The organism is Geomonas sp. Red276, from assembly GCF_054784495.1.
The window spans coordinates 117,457-135,796 of sequence record NZ_BLXW01000003.1; the positions used below are offsets into that span (position 1 = coordinate 117,457).

At 61.9% G+C, this 18,340-nt stretch carries 14 protein-coding genes; 9 read left to right on the plus strand and 5 right to left on the minus strand.

What is annotated here, in order from left to right:
* Nucleotides 1-10 precede the first annotated feature (10 nt).
* From ACYVL5_RS03715 to ACYVL5_RS03725, 3 genes are read left to right on the plus strand one after another with little or no spacing between them, the layout of a single operon-like run.
* Complete coding sequence (locus ACYVL5_RS03715) at nt 11-1,609, plus strand: sensor histidine kinase (protein WP_460594211.1); 1,599 nt, start codon at nt 11-13, stop codon at nt 1,607-1,609.
* On the plus strand, nt 1,606-4,041 hold the full coding sequence (locus tag ACYVL5_RS03720; RefSeq protein WP_460594212.1) for a PAS domain-containing sensor histidine kinase: 2,436 nt from the start codon (nt 1,606-1,608) through the stop codon (nt 4,039-4,041). Before ACYVL5_RS03715 ends, ACYVL5_RS03720 begins: the two co-directional genes overlap by 4 nt.
* 1 nt (nt 4,042) lies before the next feature.
* Complete coding sequence (locus ACYVL5_RS03725; RefSeq protein ID WP_460594213.1) at nt 4,043-6,889, plus strand: EAL domain-containing protein; 2,847 nt, start codon at nt 4,043-4,045, stop codon at nt 6,887-6,889.
* A 10-nt stretch (nt 6,890-6,899) separates the two neighbouring features.
* On the opposite strand, the gene ACYVL5_RS03730 is transcribed toward ACYVL5_RS03725, so the two are convergent.
* Complete coding sequence (locus tag ACYVL5_RS03730) at nt 6,900-7,496, minus strand: acyl carrier protein phosphodiesterase (RefSeq protein WP_460594214.1); 597 nt, start codon at nt 7,494-7,496, stop codon at nt 6,900-6,902.
* A gap of 78 nt (nt 7,497-7,574) precedes the next feature.
* Here ACYVL5_RS03730 and ACYVL5_RS03735 point away from each other — a divergent pair, with 78 nt between their 5' ends.
* Nucleotides 7,575-8,360: an ADP-ribosylglycohydrolase family protein gene (locus tag ACYVL5_RS03735; protein WP_460594215.1), complete on the plus strand. Its 786-nt coding sequence runs from the start codon at nt 7,575-7,577 to the stop codon at nt 8,358-8,360.
* 142 nt (nt 8,361-8,502) lie between these two features.
* Here ACYVL5_RS03735 and ACYVL5_RS03740 read toward each other — a convergent pair whose 3' ends face one another.
* On the minus strand, nt 8,503-9,072 hold the full coding sequence (locus tag ACYVL5_RS03740; RefSeq protein WP_460594216.1) for a flavin reductase family protein: 570 nt from the start codon (nt 9,070-9,072) through the stop codon (nt 8,503-8,505).
* A 90-nt stretch (nt 9,073-9,162) separates the two neighbouring features.
* On the opposite strand from ACYVL5_RS03740, the gene ACYVL5_RS03745 reads away from it, so the two are divergent.
* A complete protein-coding gene (locus ACYVL5_RS03745; protein ID WP_460594217.1) occupies nt 9,163-9,480 on the plus strand; it encodes a peptide chain release factor-like protein in 318 nt (105 codons plus the stop codon).
* Between the two features lie 6 nt (nt 9,481-9,486).
* Here ACYVL5_RS03745 and ACYVL5_RS03750 read toward each other — a convergent pair whose 3' ends face one another.
* Nucleotides 9,487-10,383, minus strand: coding sequence for a selenium metabolism-associated LysR family transcriptional regulator (locus tag ACYVL5_RS03750; protein WP_460594218.1), 897 nt, complete (start codon nt 10,381-10,383; stop codon nt 9,487-9,489).
* Nucleotides 10,384-10,672: 289 nt separating this feature from the next.
* Between ACYVL5_RS03750 and ACYVL5_RS03755 the strand changes: the two genes are divergently transcribed.
* The 3 genes from ACYVL5_RS03755 to ACYVL5_RS03765 all read left to right on the plus strand — a co-directional run bounded on the left by ACYVL5_RS03755 (nt 10,673) and on the right by ACYVL5_RS03765 (nt 13,783).
* Nucleotides 10,673-11,680, plus strand: a complete 1,008-nt coding sequence (locus tag ACYVL5_RS03755) for a transglutaminase-like domain-containing protein (RefSeq protein ID WP_460594219.1) — start codon at nt 10,673-10,675, stop codon at nt 11,678-11,680.
* Nucleotides 11,681-11,923: 243 nt separating this feature from the next.
* Nucleotides 11,924-12,886, plus strand: a complete 963-nt coding sequence (locus tag ACYVL5_RS03760; protein WP_460594220.1) for a hypothetical protein — start codon at nt 11,924-11,926, stop codon at nt 12,884-12,886.
* Between the two features lie 15 nt (nt 12,887-12,901).
* The gene (locus ACYVL5_RS03765) at nt 12,902-13,783 is read left to right on the plus strand and encodes an ATP-binding protein (protein WP_460594221.1); all 882 of its coding nucleotides are present in this window, start codon (nt 12,902-12,904) and stop codon (nt 13,781-13,783) included.
* Nucleotides 13,784-14,322: 539 nt separating this feature from the next.
* On the opposite strand, the gene ACYVL5_RS03770 is transcribed toward ACYVL5_RS03765, so the two are convergent.
* The gene (locus ACYVL5_RS03770; RefSeq protein WP_460594222.1) at nt 14,323-15,543 is read right to left on the minus strand and encodes an OmpP1/FadL family transporter; all 1,221 of its coding nucleotides are present in this window, start codon (nt 15,541-15,543) and stop codon (nt 14,323-14,325) included.
* Nucleotides 15,544-15,756: 213 nt separating this feature from the next.
* Here ACYVL5_RS03770 and ACYVL5_RS03775 point away from each other — a divergent pair, with 213 nt between their 5' ends.
* Nucleotides 15,757-16,560 (plus strand): class I SAM-dependent methyltransferase, encoded by an 804-nt coding sequence (locus tag ACYVL5_RS03775; protein ID WP_460594223.1) that lies wholly within the window; start codon nt 15,757-15,759, stop codon nt 16,558-16,560.
* Here the strand turns inward: ACYVL5_RS03775 and ACYVL5_RS03780 are convergent.
* Nucleotides 16,521-18,137 carry a diguanylate cyclase gene (locus ACYVL5_RS03780; protein ID WP_460594224.1) on the minus strand — a complete coding sequence of 539 codons (1,617 nt, stop codon included), beginning with the start codon at nt 18,135-18,137 and terminating at the stop codon, nt 16,521-16,523. The genes ACYVL5_RS03775 and ACYVL5_RS03780 overlap by 40 nt on opposite strands.
* Nucleotides 18,138-18,340: the final 203 nt, after the last annotated feature.

Here is an 18,340-nt window from a genome sequence, read left to right on the forward strand (position 1 = left end):
GGGGGGCGACATGAGTCTCCTACCGTACGACATCAGCGGCATCACCCTCCTCTACGTCGAGGACGAGGCGGATGCCAGGACGATGGTGAGCAAGATGCTCGCCCTCAACTACCCGAAGCTGAAGCTTCTGTCGGCGGAAAACGGGGCGGTCGGGCTGGAGTTGTTCCGCGAACATAACCCCGAGCTGGTGGTGACCGACATCAACATGCCGGTCATGGACGGCATCAGGATGGCCCGCGAGATCAAGGCCATCAACCCCGAGGCCATCATCATGGCGGTCACCGCCCACTCCGACACCTCCTACCTCTTGAGCGCCATCGAGATCGGCATCCACTATTACATTCTCAAGCCGGTCAACTACGAGGAGCTCTTCTCGGTCACCGACAAGATCCTCGAGCAGATCGTCCTGAAGCAGGTGGTGGCGGACGTCAACCTGCGGATCGTCGAGAGCCAGATGCAGCTCGCCATGGCCCAGCGGATCGCCCATCTCGGGAGCTGGCAAAGGGACCTGGGGGACGGGAGCATGAACTGGTCCGACGAGCTCTACCGGATCTTCGGCTACGAACCGGGGGCGCTCCCGGGAAGCTACCAGGCCTTTCTCGACATGTTCGTCCCCGACGACCGCGAGGCGATCAAGCAGGCGGTCCGGGAGGCGATCGAGAACAGGGAGCCGGTCGCTCCCCATTTCTGCCGCATCGTCCGTCCCGACGGGACCCAGCGGGTCCTGCGGGTGGAGGCGGAGGTGCTGCTCGACGGCACCGGGATCCCCTCCCTGATGTACGGTACCTCCCACGACGTCACCGAATTGAAGCAGGCCGAGGAGCGGATCCGGCTCCTCACCGACGATCTCGAGCGGCAGGTGATCCAGCGCACCTCGCTTTTGCAGGCGACCGTGAGGGAGCTGGAAAATTTCAGCTACGTGGTCTCCCACGATCTCCGCGCCCCGGTCGCGCGCCTGGAGGGGTTCTGCCAGGCGCTGATGGAGGACTGCCAGGGGTGCCCCAACCGCAGCTGCACCCAGTACGCCCAAAGGGCCCAGCAGGTGGTCCGGCAGGTCAAGCACATCATCGACGCCTTCAACAACCTGAGCCACTACGCCCGCTGCAGCATGGTCATCGACCAGGTCGACCTCTCCGCCGTCGCCCGGGGGATCGCCACCGCCTTCCAGCAGTCGGAGCCCGAGCGGCGGGTGGCGTTTGCCATCTCGGAAGGGATCGCCGTCAAGGGGGACCGCCGTCTCTTGCAGATCGCCCTCGAGCACCTTTTGGGAAACGCCTGGAAGTTCACCTCCCGCCGGGAGGCCGCCCTGATCGAGTTCGGGCATCTCAGCGAAGGGGAGGGGCGGGTCTTCTTCGTGCGCGACAACGGGGCGGGCTTCGACATGAAGTACGTCAACAAGCTCTTCAAGCCGTTCCAGACCATCCACAGCCCCGGCGAGTACACCTGGGACGGGACCGCCATCGGGCTGGCCACCGTCCATTCCATCATCCTGCGCCACGGCGGGAGGATCTGGGCGGAAGGGGAGGTCGACCGCGGTGCCACCTTCTACTTCACCCTGAGTCCCACCCCCGAACCGGGGAGTTTCCTGGAGGACGTTTCCTCGCTATGAAAGGTCGAGCGAAAAGCCGGAGGGGGGGGAGTCCCAAGGGGCGCCACGGCGGCGTGCGGCGCAAGCGGCAGCTCCGGCCGGTTACCCTCCCGGCCCCGCAACGGGAATGGGAGAAGATGCCTTACTCCGACGGCGACGCCAAGGCCTATCTCGCCGCCATCGTCGACTATTCGGCCGACGCCATCATCAGCAAGAACCTCTCCGGGATCATCACCAGCTGGAACCGCGGCGCCCAGCAGCTCTACGGCTACAGCGCCGAGGAGGCCATCGGCCAGCCGATCTCCATGCTGGTCCCCGAGGATCGGCTCGAGGAGCTCAAACGGATCACCGAGCGGATCGCCAGCGGTCAACGGGTCGATGGCCTGGAGACCGTCCGCATCACCAAGGGGGGGAAGCGGCTCGAGGTCTCCCTCACCCTTTCCCCCATTCTCCGCAGAAACGGCACCATCAGGGGCATATCGGTCATCTCCCGCGACATAGGGGACCGGGTGCGGGCCGAGCGTGCCCTTAAGGAGAGCGAGAAGCGCTACCGCAACCTGGTGGAGATGGCTCCCGACGCCATCCTGGTACACAAGGAGGGGATCATCGTTTACGCCAACTGCGCGGCGCTCGGGATCTGCGGCGCGCAGTCGCTGGCCGAACTCCGTGAGCGGGTATCCATCCTGGACCTGATCCACCCCGAGGACCGGGACGAGGTGGCCACCCGGCTGCAGGATCTTCTGGACGGCGAGGAGATCCCGCTAAGGGAGTACCGGCTCCAGCGGCTGGACGGCACCGCCATCTCGGTGGAGATGGCCTCCACGGTGATCGATTACCAGGGGAGCGCGTCCATCCAGAGCATCGCCAGGGACGTTTCCCAGCGCAAGCGCCAGGAGGAGGCGCGGGAGCGGATGCTCAAGGACCTCTCTTTCGAGAGGGCCCGCTTCGAGACGATGGTCTGCCAGATGCCGGTCGGGGTGATGATCGCCGAGGCTCCCGGCGGAAAGCTCCTCTACGACAACCTCAAGTCCCACGAGATCCTCCGCCAGGAGGTCACGCCGGTCGAGAGGGTGGCCGATTTCGCCCAGTGGAAGCTGCGGCGGCTCGATCACTCCCTGATGCCGCTGGACGCCTACCCGATCGTGCGGGCGCTTAGGGGTGAGGAGGTCAGGGAGGAGGAGGTGGAGATCGAGCGCGACGACGGCACTCTCGCCTACCTCATCGTCAACGCCGCTCCCATCCGGGACCCCGCCGGCCAGGTCGTCGCGGCCCTGGCCGCCTTTCTCGACATCACCATGCGGAAAAAGGCGGTCATCGCCCTGCAAAGCAGCGAGGAGCGCCTCAACGTGGCGGTGGAGACCGCCGGCCTGGGGATCTTCCACTGGGATTTCACCACCAACGTCCTCGACTGGTCTCCGCTGGCCAAAGAGCACTACGGACTTCCCCCCGAACAGGGGATCACCCCCCCGCTTTTGCGCCAGGCCTGTCATCCCGAGGACTGGGACCATTTCAACCGCGCCCTCCAGGAGGCCCTGGACCCGCAGCACGGCACCTTCGCCGCCGAGTACCGTACGGTGGGAATCGAGGACGGCAAGGTCCGCTGGCTCACCTCGCGGGGGAAGGTGACTTTCGACCAGGAGGGGCACCCGCTGCAGATCACCGGGGCCTGCCTCGACATCACCCACATCGTGGAGGCCGAGAAGGCGTTGAAGGATGAGATCGCCCAACGGTTGCGGACGGTGGAGGAGCTCCGCAGGCAGGAGCAGCTTCTCATCCGCCAGGGGAGGCTCGCCGCCATGGGCGAGATGATCGGCAACATCGCCCACCAGTGGCGCCAGCCCCTGAACACCCTCGGGCTCATCGTCCAGGAGCTGCCGAGGATGTACGCCCACGAGCTCTTCAGCCGGGAGTACCTGGACGCCTCGGTGGCCAAGGCGATGCAGGTCATCAACTACATGTCCAAAACCATCGACGGCTTCCGGAACTTCTTCGGGCAGGACAAGGATAAGGAGTACTTCCGCGCCTGCGAGGTGTTGACGAGGACGGTCTCCATCGTGGAGGCGGCCTTCACCGAGCTCAACATGCGGATCGAGCTGGAGCTGGACCAGGTCGCGGAGGTCTACGGCTATCCCAACGAGTTCTCCCAGGTGATACTCAACATCCTCGTCAACGCCAAGGACGCCATCCTCGAGCGCAAGGTCCCCAATCCGAAGGTCACCCTGCACCTGACCAAGGAGAACGACCGGGCGGTCATCACCATCGCCGACAACGGCGGCGGCATCCCCCCGGAGGTCATCGACCGGATCTTCGATCCCTACTTCACCACCAAGGCCCCCGACAAGGGAACCGGCATCGGGCTCTTCATGTCCAAGACCATCATCGAAAAGAACATGGGAGGAAGCCTCACCGTCCGTAACACGGCAGATGGGGCGGAATTCCGGATCGAGGTCTGACATGGCGCAGAACCCTTCCCCGGGAACCCGTTTCGTACTTATGTTCGTCGAGGACGAGGTCGATTCCCGCGACATGCTGGGGCGCATGCTCACCCTGAACTACCCCGAGATGGAGCTTGTGGTGGCCGACCACGGCGCGGCGGGGCTCGAGAAGTTCAGGGAATCCTCCCCCGAGATCGTGCTGACCGACGTCAACATGCCGGTCATGAACGGCATCGAGATGGCCCGCCAAATCAAGCAGCTATCCCCCGACACCACCATCGTGGCGGTCACCGCCCACTCCGACACCTCCTACCTGCTCGATGCCATCGAGATCGGCATCGACCATTACCTTCTCAAGCCGGTCAACTACGACGAGCTCTTTGCCCTGCTTGGCAAGATCCGGGAGAAGATCGTGCTGAGGAGGTTGGTCAACGAGCAGCTGGAGCGGATCCGGCGGCGGGACCAGCAGCTTAGCGAAGCGCAGAAGGTCGCCCATCTCGGCAGCTGGGAGTGGGACCGGGAAAGCGGCAAGGTCACCGCTTCCGACGAGCTCTACCGGATCTTCGGCCTGGAACCCGGCGGTGTCGAGCCGACCTACCAGGCGCTGCTGGAGCGGGTGCCGGCCGCCGAGCGCCCCGGGGTGGAGAACGCGGTCCGGAAGGCCTTCGAAAGAAGGGACGCGGCCATCTCGCAGTACTTCAGGATCCAGCGGCCGGACAACTCCTTTCGGATCCTGCGCGGCCAGTTGGAGATCGCCTTCGACGGGGAAGGGGGTGCCCGTTCCATGATCGGGACCTGCCATGACCTGACCGAGCAGCGCTGGGCCGAGGCGGCCCTCCAGGCCTCGGAGCGGCGTTTCGCCAAGATCTTCCAGGCGACTCCCGAGCTCTTGAGCATCATCGACCTGGACGAGGGGCGCTTCGTCGAGGTGAACGACGGCTTTCTCAAGGCGCTGGGGTACCGGCGCGAGGAGGTGATCGGCCAGAGGGAGCAGGACCTGGGGGTCTGGGGCGACCAAGGGGAACGGGAAAGCCTCTTGCGGGCGATCGCGGCGAGCGGCGAGGTGAGGGACCTGGAGGCCCGTTTCCGGTGCCGGGACGGCAAAACGCTCGCCGGACTCGTCTCGGCCGATACCATCGAGATCAAGGGGCGGAGTTCCCTTTTGACCCTTTTCAACGACATCACCGAGCGAAAGAAGCTCGAGGAGGACCGGGCCTGGTTGGCCGCCATAGTGGAGTCCTCCGACGATGCCATCCTGGCCGCCGATCCCTCCGGGGCCATCGTCAGCTGGAACACCGGCGCGGAAAAGATGCTCGGGGTGCTCGCCGAGGAAGCCAAAGGAAGGCATCTCTCCACCCTGGTTCCCGCCAGCCGCCGCGACGAGATGGTCCGCATCCTGAACGGGGTGGTCGCCGGCGAGGCGGTGAGCCACCTGGAGACCCTGTACCTCACCCGGGACGGGGCGGAAATTTACGTCTCCCTCACCCTCTCCCCCATCAGCACTCCCCGCGGAGAGCTGGCCGGCATCTCCTGCATCGCGCGGGACGTGACCGAGCGGACCCGGATGGAGGAGACCATCCGCCACCAGGCGCAGCACGATACCCTGACCGACCTCCCCAACCGCAAGCTCTTCATGGACTTTCTCTCGCTGGAGTTAGCCCAGGCCCGGCGCAACCGGAAGAACCTCGCCGTGCTCTTCCTCGACCTCGACCACTTCAAGCAGATCAACGACACCCTCGGCCACGCGGCCGGCGATCTCCTGCTCCAGTCGGTGGCGCAAAGGCTCAGGCGCTGCGTGCGTGAATCTGACACGGTGGCCAGGATCGGCGGGGACGAGTTCAACGTCCTGATGCCCGACCTGACCCAGACCGACGACGTCGGCACCGTGGTCGGCAAGATCATGGGGGTCTTCAGCACCCCGTTTCTGCTCGACAACGTCGAGATCAACGCCACCACCAGCGTCGGGATCAGCATGTTCCCTGTGGACGGCGAAAGCTCCGAGGAGCTCGTCGCCAAAGCCGACCGCGCGATGTACGTGGCCAAGAAGGGGAACGGGAACAGCTACCAGTTCTACAACGAGGAGATCAACGCCCGTACCGGCAGAAGGCAGCGTATGGAGCGGCTTTTGCGGGAGGCCGTGGCCAAGGGGGAACTGGAGCTGGTCTTTCAGCCGCAGATCAGGCTCGACACCGGCAAGGTCGTGAGCGCCGAGGCGCTTCTTCGGTGGCACCATCCCGAACTGGGGCTCATGGATGCCTCGCAGTTCATCCCGATAGCGGAAGAAACCGGGGTCATCATACCGATCGGCGAGTGGGTGATTCACCAGGCCTGCGCCCAGATGAGCCGGTGGCGCAGGCGCGGCTACCCCTTCTCCCTCACGGTCAACCTCTCCAACCGTGAATTCCACCGGCCCGGGCTCGTGGATTTGACCTCGCGGGCGCTGAGCGAGAGCGGGCTGGACCCGCGCCATCTCGAGCTCGACATCACCGAACGGGCCATCATGGAGAACCCGAACTTCTCGCTGAGGACCATGCGGCAGCTGGCCGGCCTGGGGGTCACCTTCTCGGTGGATTGCTTCGGCACCGGTGCCTCTTCGTTGCAGCGGATAAAAGAGCTCCCCATCAGCAAGGTGAAGATCGACAAGAGCTTCATCAAGAACATCCTGACCCAGCCCAACGACCTGGCGGTCGTCAACGCGGTGATCTGCATGTCCCACAACCTCAGTATGAGGGTGAACGCGGTCGGCGTGGAGTCACAGGCGCAACTGGAGGTCGTGCGGGGCTTCGGGTGCGATGAGGTACAGGGGACGCTGACCGGCAGGCCGATGGCGGTCGAGGAGTTCGAGCGGGTGGTGGGAAGCGGGTAAGGGGAGGGGATTAACGTGCGCCACTTTCGTGAAGTGGGTGGCGGGCGAGCGCGAAGCGGGTGGCGTCGGGAAGAAACTCTTCGAAATCCTCCCGAAACCCGGCATAGTTGAGCACCAACTCCTTGCCCCCCCGGGCCAGCGGATTCGGGCGGCGGATGCGGCGGGACATCCTGTCGAGGGCCAGTCCCACCCCCTCGGGGTCGAGGTAGGAAGGGATGAGATCCGCGAAGATGATCGGGACAAGCTGCTGAAGGCGCCCGGGAAGCAGGACGCGCCGGCTCTCGACGATGTCCCGCACCCGCTCGAGGTAGTGGGGAAGGGGCTCGTCGGACCAGTGCTCCCAGGAGGCCGCCAGGAAATGGTCATAGAAGAGATCGACCAGCACTCCCCGGTAGAGCCCGAAAGAGGGGGCGATGCGGAGACGGCTTTGGTTGAAGTGGAGATCGGTGTGGGCGAAGGAGTCGATGGCGCGGTGAAGTTCGATCCCCGCGCGGATGGCCGGAGGGAAGCGGTCGTCAAGGCGCCCCTTGACGAAGTCCCCCATGAAGTTGCCGGTGAGAAGATCCGGGTCGTCTCCCGACAGGTAGAGATGGAACAGGTAGTTCATCTGGAGACCGCCGGTTAGAAGTGGTGCGAACAATTAAACTTTACGGTATGCTGGGGACCTTTCAACCGAGGAGGGCCTATGCTGGGTGCGTTGACCGGTGACATCGTCGGGTCGATCTACGAGTGGAACAACATAAAAACGACCGATTTCCCGCTCTTCCAGGACCACTGCCGTTTCACCGACGATTCGGTGCTGACCGTGGCGCTCGCCGAATCGATCTTGACCGGGGAAGGATACGGCGCCGTCATGAAAAGATACTGCCGGGCCTATCCCGACGCCGGGTACGGAGGAAATTTCCTGGCCTGGGCCCGCAGTGCGGACGAGCGGCCGTACCACAGTTGGGGTAACGGTGCGGCGATGAGGATAACGCCGGCCGGTTGGGCCTTCGACTCCCTCGAGAAGGTGCTGCAAAAAGCGGAAGAGTACAGCTGTGTCACCCACGACCATCCGGAAGGGATCAGGGGGGCCCAGGCCGTTGCGGGTGCCGTGTACCTCGGCAGGACCGGTGCCAGCAAGGAGGAGATCCGCAGTTTCGTCGAGGGGCGTTTTCACTACGACCTCTCCCTAAGCTGCGATCAGATCCGGCCCGGGTACCGTTTCGACGTCTCCTGCCAGGGGACCGTTCCGCAGGCGGTGATCTCGTTTCTGGAGTCGACCGATTTCGAAAGCGCCCTTCGGCTCGCCGTCTCCTTGGGAGGGGACTCCGACACGCTGGCCGCCATCACCGGCGGGATGGCGCACGCCTTTTACGGCGGCGTCCCCGAACCGATCGCCACCCGCACGCTTTCCTTCCTCGATGAAGACCTTCGCCGGGTCACCACCGACTTCGAAAAAAGGTTCGTCCTCCGCCCCGCCGCACGTTGACCACAGTCCGAAGAACCAGGTATTTTTTGACGGTACTCGAGCCCCTCTCCCCGTCAGGGGAGAGGGTAACCGAAGGCATCATTATACCTTCGCCCCTTTAGGGGAGAGGGTGGCCGAAGGCCGGGGGAGTTTTTTCACCAAATTATTTTATGAGATCTTTCCCCACCTCGAATCCGCGCCCGATCGGGGCGCCGATGCCGTAGTAGTTCCGATCCGACGGATTGAACATCACCGGCTTCACCAGGGTGGCGTCGGCCTGACCTTCGGCGTTCACCACCTCGTCGCGCACCTTGATGTCCATGATCTCCCCGATGAACTGGATGTGGATCCCGATCTCGACGGTCTGGATCAGTTTGCATTCCACGATCATGGGGAATTCCGCGACAAAGGGGGCGTCGACCAGTTCGCTTCTGACCGGGGTGAGCCCGGCGGCTTCGAACTTGTTGACCTTGCGGCCGGAGACCATTCCGGCGAAGTCCGCTTCCTTGATCTGGCTCTCGGCGGGGATGTTCACCGTGAAGGCTTTCCGTTGGACGATCGCGTCATAGGTGTAGCGGGCCTTTCTCAAGGAGACCGCGATGGCAGGCGGTTCCGAGCAGCAGATCCCTCCCCAGGCGATGGTGGCAACGTTGGGGTTTCCGTCATGGTCGTAGGTTCCTACCAGCCAGACCGGCGTCGGCATGGCCAGGGTGGCGGCGCCAAGACTTTTCATAGGTGCTCCTCCTGTTGATCTGATTAGGGTATCGGGGCGGGGAGGGTGGTGCTATACTCCCACCGCTGAAATAAACTCGAGAGGCTTGTTGTGGAAATAAGAGAAACCGACATCAAGGTGGAATTCTATCGCGCGTCTGGGCCGGGAGGACAACACCGTAACACCACCGACTCCGCGGTGAGGATCCGGCACCTTCCCACGGGGATCGTCGCCCAGGCCAGCGAAAGCCGGTCCCAGGCGCAAAATCGCGAGAAGGCACTGGAGCGATTGGCGGAAATGCTCCGCAAAAGGGAGAAAAAGGTAAAGAAAAGGATCGCCACCAAGGTTCCGCGGGGCGCCAAGGAAAAACGGCTGACCGAGAAAAAGATCGTCTCCGAGCGGAAGAAACTCCGTACCACCTTCGATTGAATCCGGCTACTTCCCGTAGATCTCCCTCATCACTTTGCAGAACACCGCGCCTCCGGGCGAAAGCTCACGATCTCTCCTGGTGGCGATGAAAAATTCCCTCTCCATCTTCACCCCGGTCACCGGGAGCCGGATGAGAGCCCCTTCCGTGAGTTCGCGCTGAACGGAGAGGGCCGAGACGAAGGACACGCCGGCACCTGCCATTACCGCCTGCTTGATCGCCTCATTGCTTCCCAGTTGAGCCGAGACCCGGAGCTGCCCCGGGCCGATCCCTGCCCCTCTGAGCGTTTCCAAAGCCGCCCACCCCGTCCCCGATCCGCTCTCGCGCAGAATGAACGGCTGGTCCAAGAGCTCGCCGATGGCGACAGTCGACGCTTTCCTCCAGCAATGAAAGGCCGGAGCGATGAGAACCAGTTCGTCGGTGGCAAACGGGGTCAGCTCGATCCCTTCCTCGTCGAATTTCCCCCCCACGATTCCCAGCTCCACCTCTCCGGAAATGAGCATCCTGAGGACCTTGCGGCTGTCTCCCTGGAGAACGTTGATGACGAGGCCCGGGTAGCACTCCATCAAGTGGGGGAGGGCGGCCGGGATCATGTACTCCCCGGGGATGCTGCTTCCCGCAACCGACAGGTTTGCCTCCTCAACACCCTTGAATCGTGCCATGGCGGCGCTGATCTCGTTGGAGCATTCGAGGATCTTGCGCGCCCGTCCCAAAAGGAGTTTCCCCCCTTCGGTCAAAAGCGCCCCCTTGCCGGTCCGATCCAACAGTCTCAGCCCAAACTCTTCCTCCAGGGCGGAGATATGCTGGCTGACGGTCGATTGGGTCAGGAAGGTCGCTTCCGCCCCCTTGGAAAAGCTGCCGGTTTCAGCGACGTTGATGAAAACTTCGAGTTGTTTGAGATTCATTTGCAGCTCCATCGGAATGACCGATAGCGTGTATTGGTATCATCGAATTTATCAATTTGACTATCGTTGCGCAATCCTTTATCTACTATCAGTTATCTTTATGAACGGGAGAGCGCTCAAAACGGTCCTGAGGGTACTATGAATTTCTCAATTTAGCAACGATTGCATGAGATTTGCCCAAAGCTGGTCCGGTTTTGTCACTGCCTGGGCTCTCCCTGCTCCCGTTCAACCAGTTCATCTGCCTCTCCTGAGGCAAAAGAAACCATACACTATTCCAAGGAGCACTTTGATGAAAAAGTTGTTGTTTCTCGTGGCACTGGTCCTGTTGCTGGCCCCTTCGGCCTGGGCTCGCAGCCGTGCCGGGGTGGTCACCGTCGAGGTCGACCTTTCCAAGCAGCAAGCCGGCAAGGAGACCAAGGTCTGGATCCCCTACGTCGTCTCCGATCGTTACCAGACGGTCTCCGACGTCAAAGTCAGCGGCGATTACGCCACCTCGGCCGTCTATACCGACAAAGCCAATGGCAATCCCACCCTTTTCGCTCGTTGGGACAAGAATGCCGCCAGCCGCAAACTGGTCTATACCTTTACCGTCGAGCGCGACGAGATCACCCGGGGTAACTTTCCCGGCCGCGAACCGGCGTGGAACAGCGCCGATTATGCCGAATATCTCCATGCAACCTCGCTTGGTCCGGTCGATGGGGAGGTCCAGAAGCTCGCTGCCAAGATCACCGAAGGAAAGACCACCGTGTTGGAGAAGGCCCGCGCCATCTATGACTGGACCTGCGAGAACATGTATCGCGACCCGCTGGTCGTCGGGTGCGGCAAGGGTGACGTCTGTGAACTCCTGAAGAAACCGGGCGGCAAATGCACCGACATCTCCTCGGTCTACGTTGCCCTGGCCCGTGCCGCCGGCGTCCCCGCCCGTGAGGTATTCGGTATCAGGCTCGGCAAGAAGGCCGAGGAAGACATCACCACCTGGCAGCATTGCTGGGTCGAGTTCTTCCTCCCCGGCAAGGGGTGGGTCGTCGTCGACCCCGCCGACGTACGCAAGGCCATGCTGGTCGAGAATCTGGAGCTGAAGGATCCCAAGGTCGCCCGTTACCGAGATTACTTCTGGGGGGGCGTCGATGCCTATCGCATCAAGCTTTCCTCCGGCCGTGACATCGTGCTGAATCCTCCCCAGGCCGGCGCGCCGCTCAACGACTTCGGCTATCCCTATGCCGAGGTGGGGGGGCAGTCGGTCGATTTTTACGAGCCGAAGAGCTTCAGCTATCGGATCACTTATCGCGAGAAATAAACCATCCGGGTCGGAAAGGGTAGGGGAGGGGCGTACCATTTACGGTGCGCCCCTTTTTTATTACCCTTGTCCTGCCGGTGAGAGGGGAAGTAGTGAGAGGAGGCGCAATCTTTCCGCGCCTTTGGCCTTGTTTCTGGAACTTCTTTGCGGTATGGTTGGAGCCCTCGCCCCTTTACGGGAGAGGGTGGCTGGAGTCCTGGTGAGGGCACTGGTTCATCCCATGAAACTGAGGAGGTAGGTTCCTTGAAAATATCGAGCGCCCTTGCCGGGCTTGCCGCTTTATCCCTGGTGGTAGCGGCACCCGTCCATGCCCAGGAAACTCCCGCGGCCGCTGCCCCTGCCGCTGCCCCTGCCGCCGTTCCAGCTGCCGTTCCCCCCGTCATCGCCGTGCCCGCGGCTCCCGTTCCGGCCGACCAGCTTGCCGAGTTGGTCAAGGAAAACACCCTCCTCAAGGAGAAACTCCGGGCGCTCGAATCCTGCAGCGTCACCGGTAACGACCTTGCCGTGAGGAACGCGAAACGGCTCAAGGAAATCGCCGTCGATATCCGTGCTCAACGCCAGGGACTCGCCGATTTCGAGGGGTACGTGAAGTGGATGTCTTCCAACGTCGCGGGCTACTCCAAATACATATCCGCAGGGTCGGTCGCTGCCGGCTTCGCCAAAGTCCTCCCCATCCCTTATGCAGGGCAAGCCTCCGTCTTCACCAAATTCGTCGCCAACGCGACCCTTTCCCTGAGCTCCGCGTCGGTCTCCATTAACAACTACCTGGTAACCTCCCAGCAGTTCCTCAACAGAACCGACAAGCTCGATCCCGCCAAGGGAGTCAATTCCCGCGAGGTCTCCGAACTGGTCAGGTTCGCCGACCAGGATCTTCTCAAAGGGATGCAGGATGTGCAGGAGAAACTTGCCAGCACCTCCGAGCTTTCGGCCTCCTCGCTTTCCTTCCTGGAAAGTCTGCATCATTACCTGGGGGCCACCGACGAATACTGGGCCAAGACGAAATCGCTTTTAAAAAGCGACGACAAGAAAGAGAAAGGTTTCCTCGCGGAAAGCGCAGCCGCACTGAGAAACCGAGCCCTCGCGTTCAACGGCAAGTTCAGGGGCTTTGGCGATACCGTGAAGAAGGACGAGCCGCTCATCAAGTCGCTCATAGCCTATGACGACCTGATAAGGGAGATGGATCCCACGGTGGCCAACCTCAAATAGTGAAAGGAGAAGGTCGTGGAACTGGATGCTGAATTGATCGGACAGTTGAAAAGGGTTCTGGAAGCGGCCGAGTACCTTTTGCCCAAGCCGATTCCCAACATCGATTGGAGTGTCACCCCGGCGGCTAACTGGAAGCGCCACTCTTTCGCGGGGTCTTTGGAGCCGATCGAGTCCATCGAGGGGATCAGGCTGGAAGATCTTCTAGGCATCGAGAAGCAGAAGAAAATCGTCGAGGAGAATACCCTCCAGTTCCTGGCGGGTCTTCCTGCCAACAACATCCTTCTCTGGGGAACCAGGGGGACCGGCAAATCGTCCCTCGTGCGTGCGCTACTCAGACGCTACGCGACGGATGGTCTGAGGGTTGTGCAGGTGGACAAGGATGACCTGATCCATCTTCCGGATATCGTCTACCAGTTGAAGGGGCAGCCGTACCGGTTCATCATCTTCTCCGACGACGTCTCCTTCGAGGTCGGGGAATCGAGCTACAAGATGCTGAAAAGCGCCTTGGACGGCTCGGTCTACGCCCCTCCCGAAAACATGCTGATCTACGTCACCTCCAACCGGCGCCACCTAATCCCGGAATATGAGAGCGATAACAAGGGTGCCATGATGGTGGAGGGGGAAATCCATCACGGAGAGGCGGTGGAAGAGAAGATCTCGCTCTCCGGCCGTTTCGGGATCTGGGTTTCCTTTCATCCCTTCAGCCAGGACCAGTATCTCGAGGTGGTCCGCCAGTGGATCGGCAAACTTGCCGAGCGGCTGGGCGCCGAGGTGCCCTGGAGCCCCGAGTGTCGCGAGGCGGCCATCCTCTGGTCCCAGAAGAAAGGGGACCGCAGCGGCCGCATCGCCAACCAGTTTGCCAGCAACTGGGTCGGCCAGTACCTCCTCAAGCGCTGACCACTACCGCCGGGCCGAATCCTTATCACGAAGCCCCCGCCCCTTTCGGAGCGGGGGCTTCGCTGTTTATACCGAGGATGGCTGCCCGTTACGTTAAAATCCTCATACCGCGCGTTGGAGGGAGTGAGCCCCCAATCGGTATTAGCGGAAGTGACCATTTCCACAAGGGATTTTACAGGCCCCAGGCCCGGGGGGCGAAAATGACACTGGCGAGTGAAAGTGACGTTTTCGGGAGCGAAAATGACACTTCGCTGAAAAAAATGCAACTTGGCGCCAAAAAATGACGTTTTTGGAAGGAAAAATTGCACTTCACCGAAAAAAATGCAACTTCGCGACAAAAAGTGACGTTTTTGGAAGAAAAAATTGCACTTCGTCGAAAAAAATGCAACTTCGCGACAAAAAGTGACGTTTTTGAAAACGAAGTGACGTTTTGGGAAAGGTACCGCTTTTGTTTGAAAGGAAGTGATGGCTCTTTCCGGCAGGAGTATCCCTACCCGGTTGTGGGGATTACGTTTGCCTCCGTCGGCAGCTCGGGCACCTCAGAAGCGGTACCCGACGCTGACGGCGACCAGGTGGGCGTCGCTGCGGTATCGGCCGTTGGCCGGATCGAAAGGGGCACCGATGGTGTTGTTCTTGGTCCGGTCCCCATAGTGCTGGTACGCATAGGAGAGGGCCAGCTTCGCCCGCTGGAGGGAAAGCTCGGTACCGGTACAGAAGATGTGGGTATCGGAATCCGGGATCGATGGGTCGAAGGTGGAATCCGGGACCGCATTCTCGCCGTAGATATACCCTCCCATCAGGGCCACCGTATCGTTCACTCGATACTTAGCCCCCACATTCATCCCGAGCGTGTCGTGCCAGTTTCGCTCGGAGGGGGGGACGGGGGCACCGCTCTCCAAGGCGACGTTCAGCTCCTTGAAGGCCGACCATCCCTCCCACCTGATCCCCGCCTCCACCACCAGCGGCTCGATGGGGCGGTACGAGATTCCCGCCGTCACTTGCTGCGGCAGCTTCACGCTCGTCTTCGCCGGGCTGTCCAACGGGGTTATTCCAAGCGAGGTGCTGGAATGCCCGCTGACGTCGACCCTCGTCTCGCTCCGGTACGATGCCCCCACCGTGATGGTGTCCGTCACGTCGTACGCCAATCCCACGTTAAAGCCAACGCCGGTCCCATCTCCCTTGAATTTCTGGCCGATGTCCGCCCCGGGGGGGAGGGAGAAGGCTACCGATGGAATCTGCCGCTCCAAGGTGGCATCGAGGAGAATGACATCCAGGCCGGCGGCCAGGGTGAGCGAGGGGATGATCCGCCACGACACCGCCGGATTGATGTCGTAGGTGGTGAGCTCGGACTTGGTCGCGATGTAGCGCCCCTCCCAACTGGCGTTCCAGTCGGTGCCCAGGCCGAAAGGATTGAAGATTCCCAGCCCTACGCTCCAGGAATCGTTGATCTTGTGGGTCGCGTAGACGGTGCTGGGGAAAAAGGTGGAGTGGTCCGAGGTGCCCTCACCGGGGATGGTGTTGCTGCTGAACTCATGGGAGGAAACGATGAAGGTGGTGCCGACCTCCAGTTGGGTTCCCTCGAGCCTGTTCATGAGGGCGGGATTGTAGAAGACCGTACTGGGGCCGTCGGTGTGGCCGGTTACCGCGTTACCCTGCCCAAGCGGCGAAGCCCCCTGGGTGAAGATCGCATACCCAGCGGCCTGCGCCAAGGTGACGGCCCCCGGTCCCAGCGTGATTGCCGCCGCAACCGCCATGCCCATCGCCCATCCTCGATTGCTCATACCTCTCCCCGGTTCACATGAAATTTTTACGAGTATACGGAAAGGAAGCGTCCTGTGCAATTCGTTCGACAGCAATTTCTTGCGGTGAGGTGGCCACCGACGCGTGCCCGGCGTCGCGTACGCGTGGGGGCTTGGTTGAAAGGGGGGGCTGCCTCGACGTATCATCATAGGCGGAAGTAACAGGAGGCAGCTATGGATGAGACACGGTATCTCATGGAGAATGACGAAGAGGCTCTCCGGCTGGATCTTAAGACCGACGACGAAGTCACCCGACGGGATGCGCGCTGGGCCGGGCTTGAGCCGGGGATGCGGGTGGTCGACGTCGGTTGCGGCTCAGGGAAGACCACCAGTAAACTCGCCTCCCTCGCCCAACCCGGAGGGGAGGCCGTCGGGCTCGACCTTTCCGATCAGAGGGTGAGCTTCGCCCGCGAGCAGTACGCCGATTCGGTGACGAGCTTTACCAAGGTGGACCTGCTGAAACCGCTGGAAGTAGCCGGCCGCTTCGACTTTGGCTGGGTCCGCTTTCTGCTGGAGTATCACCGAACCGGAAGCGCCCAAATCGTGAAGAACGTCTCCCGCATCCTCAAGCCGGGAGGAATCCTCTGCCTCATCGATCTCGACCACAACTGTCTCAACCATTTCGGGCAGCCGGCCCGATTGGAGAGGGCGGTGGCGGCGATCGTGGGGAGGCTCGAACTGGAAAGGGATTTCGATCCCTACGCCGGAAGAAAGCTCTATGCCCTTCTCTACGACCTAGGCTACCTCGACATCAGGGTCAAAATGGAGGCACATCACCTGATCTACGGGAGACTCTCCGGCACGGACGAGTTCAACTGGGGAAAGAAGATCGCAGTGGCCGCCAAGGAGAGCGGGTACGACTTCGGCGAGTACGAGGGGGGCTACCGGGAGTTTGTAGACGAGTTCCGGACCTTCTTCAAGGAGCCGCGGCGGTTCACCTACACCCCGATGATCTGCTGCCGGGGACGGAAGCCCTGAGGCGGCTCCTCGTTTTCCTTGAGCGCGGTCATGACCCGGTTGCGGCCGCTGGCCTTGGCCCGGTACAGGGCCATATCTGAGGCGTGCAGCAGGGTGGTGAAGTTGGTCCCGTCTTCGGGGAAGGTAGCGATGCCGAGGCTCGCGGTCAGGGTGCTGACCGCCAGGGTGCCGTTGTTGAAGATTTCCTGCTCGATTTCCTTCCGGATCCTCTCCGCCACGACCAAGGCCTCGGCCTTGCCGGTGTCGGGGAGGATGGCGCAGAATTCCTCCCCGCCGTAGCGTGCTACCACGTCCATGTCGCGCAGGGTGCCCTTGATGATCTCCCCCACTTTCTTGAGCGCGTCGTCTCCGGCCAGGTGCCCGCAGAGGTCGTTGTACCTCTTGAACCCGTCCAGATCGATGAATAGGACGGTGAGGCTCACCCCCTGGCGTTTGCTCCGGCTGATCTCCTCCTCCAGCCTGCTTTTCAAAAAGCGCCTGTTGTAAAGCCCGGTGAGCGCGTCGGTTACCGACAGCATCTCGAACTTGGTCGACTTTTCCAGCATGGAGACCCGCTCGATCATGAGGGAGGCGAGGTTCGCGAAGGAGCTCAGCATCTCGAGGTCGGTCTCCGTGAAGGGCGCGAGAGATTTTTTGTCGGTCAGGTTGAGGACGCCGATCACCCGGTCCTTCACCTTGAGCGGAACGCTCACCAGCGACTTCGAGCGGTAGCGGGGACGCATCCGGCCTTCCACCCGGAGGTCCTGTTCGATGTCGTCGATGAGAAGCGGTTCCCCGGTTCCGGCTACCGTGCCGGCGATCCCGGTCCCGACTTCGACCGTCACGTCACGCGCCAGGTTGGCGGGGAGCCCCTCACTGCAGGCAATCTGCATGCTCAGGCCGTCGGAATCGACCAGCATGACCGACCCTTGCGATGCCTCCACCAGATCGCAGGCGACACGGAGGATGGTCGGATAGAGCTCGTCCTTGCCATCGAGGTCCAACAGGGTGTTGGCCAGGGAGATGAGTTTCTGGGAAAGGGCGCTCGATTTCTCGTACTCGGCATCCTTTAGGATGCGGGCAAACTTGGCGGCCGCGGCGTGGGCCACCATGGATATCATCATGATCTCCCCTTTGCTCAGGCGGCTGTCGGTGACCAGGAAGAAGCCGAGGTCGCCCTCGGGCGACTGCAGGGGGAAAACATTGCAGGTGTTGGCGGTGAGGTGGGGGAGCAGGGCACGCATCCTTGCGTCGAAGGCGATGCTGCGCTTTACGCGGGTATCGGTGCTGAAGGCATCGACCGAACCGGGGGGAAACTCCCCGAGTTCCTCCGGCAGGCCGTGGAGGCCGACCGCCCGGTAAGTGGTACCCTGCGCATTCCGCAGCGCCACCGCCAGCCCGGAGATCCTGAAGTTGGAGATGATGGTGTCCGCGGTGAGGGCGAGTGTTTCGGTGAGGGATTTAGCCCCCTCCATCTGCTCCAGCGCGGTGGCGATGGCGTGCAGCCGCCGGTCCGTCCCGTCGCGGTCGTGATGGGGATGGTGCTGGGGTGGGTAAGGGTATTCAACCTGGTTGACGGGAAATTTCTTCCTTCTCAACCACCCTTTATTGAATTTTTGTAAGTCCAGTTCCTTGTCCACGGCGTAGTTACTCCATGAGCGGGCCGCGATGACACCGGACCGCTGTCTCTGTCAGGGGATAAAAACCTTGATTGTCACGGAGATGAGGCGGATTTTGCGTGAACTGCAGGACAGCTTGAAACCTGCGAGACGATGACTGGTCTTTGGCTACTGCATTATAG

Coding starts and splice junctions, on each gene's coding strand:
- ACYVL5_RS03740 (WP_460594216.1), bottom strand. CDS start 9,072: ATGAAAAGTCTTGGCGCCGCCACCCTGGCCATGCCGACGCCGGTCTGG.
- ACYVL5_RS03735 (WP_460594215.1), top strand. CDS start 7,575: ATGCTGGGTGCGTTGACCGGTGACATCGTCGGGTCGATCTACGAGTGG.
- ACYVL5_RS03755 (WP_460594219.1), top strand. CDS start 10,673: ATGAAAAAGTTGTTGTTTCTCGTGGCACTGGTCCTGTTGCTGGCCCCT.
- ACYVL5_RS03770 (WP_460594222.1), bottom strand. CDS start 15,543: ATGGGCATGGCGGTTGCGGCGGCAATCACGCTGGGACCGGGGGCCGTC.
- ACYVL5_RS03720 (WP_460594212.1), top strand. CDS start 1,606: ATGAAAGGTCGAGCGAAAAGCCGGAGGGGGGGGAGTCCCAAGGGGCGC.
- ACYVL5_RS03715 (WP_460594211.1), top strand. CDS start 11: ATGAGTCTCCTACCGTACGACATCAGCGGCATCACCCTCCTCTACGTC.
- ACYVL5_RS03775 (WP_460594223.1), top strand. CDS start 15,757: ATGGATGAGACACGGTATCTCATGGAGAATGACGAAGAGGCTCTCCGG.
- ACYVL5_RS03730 (WP_460594214.1), bottom strand. CDS start 7,496: ATGAACTACCTGTTCCATCTCTACCTGTCGGGAGACGACCCGGATCTT.
- ACYVL5_RS03750 (WP_460594218.1), bottom strand. CDS start 10,383: ATGAATCTCAAACAACTCGAAGTTTTCATCAACGTCGCTGAAACCGGC.
- ACYVL5_RS03725 (WP_460594213.1), top strand. CDS start 4,043: ATGGCGCAGAACCCTTCCCCGGGAACCCGTTTCGTACTTATGTTCGTC.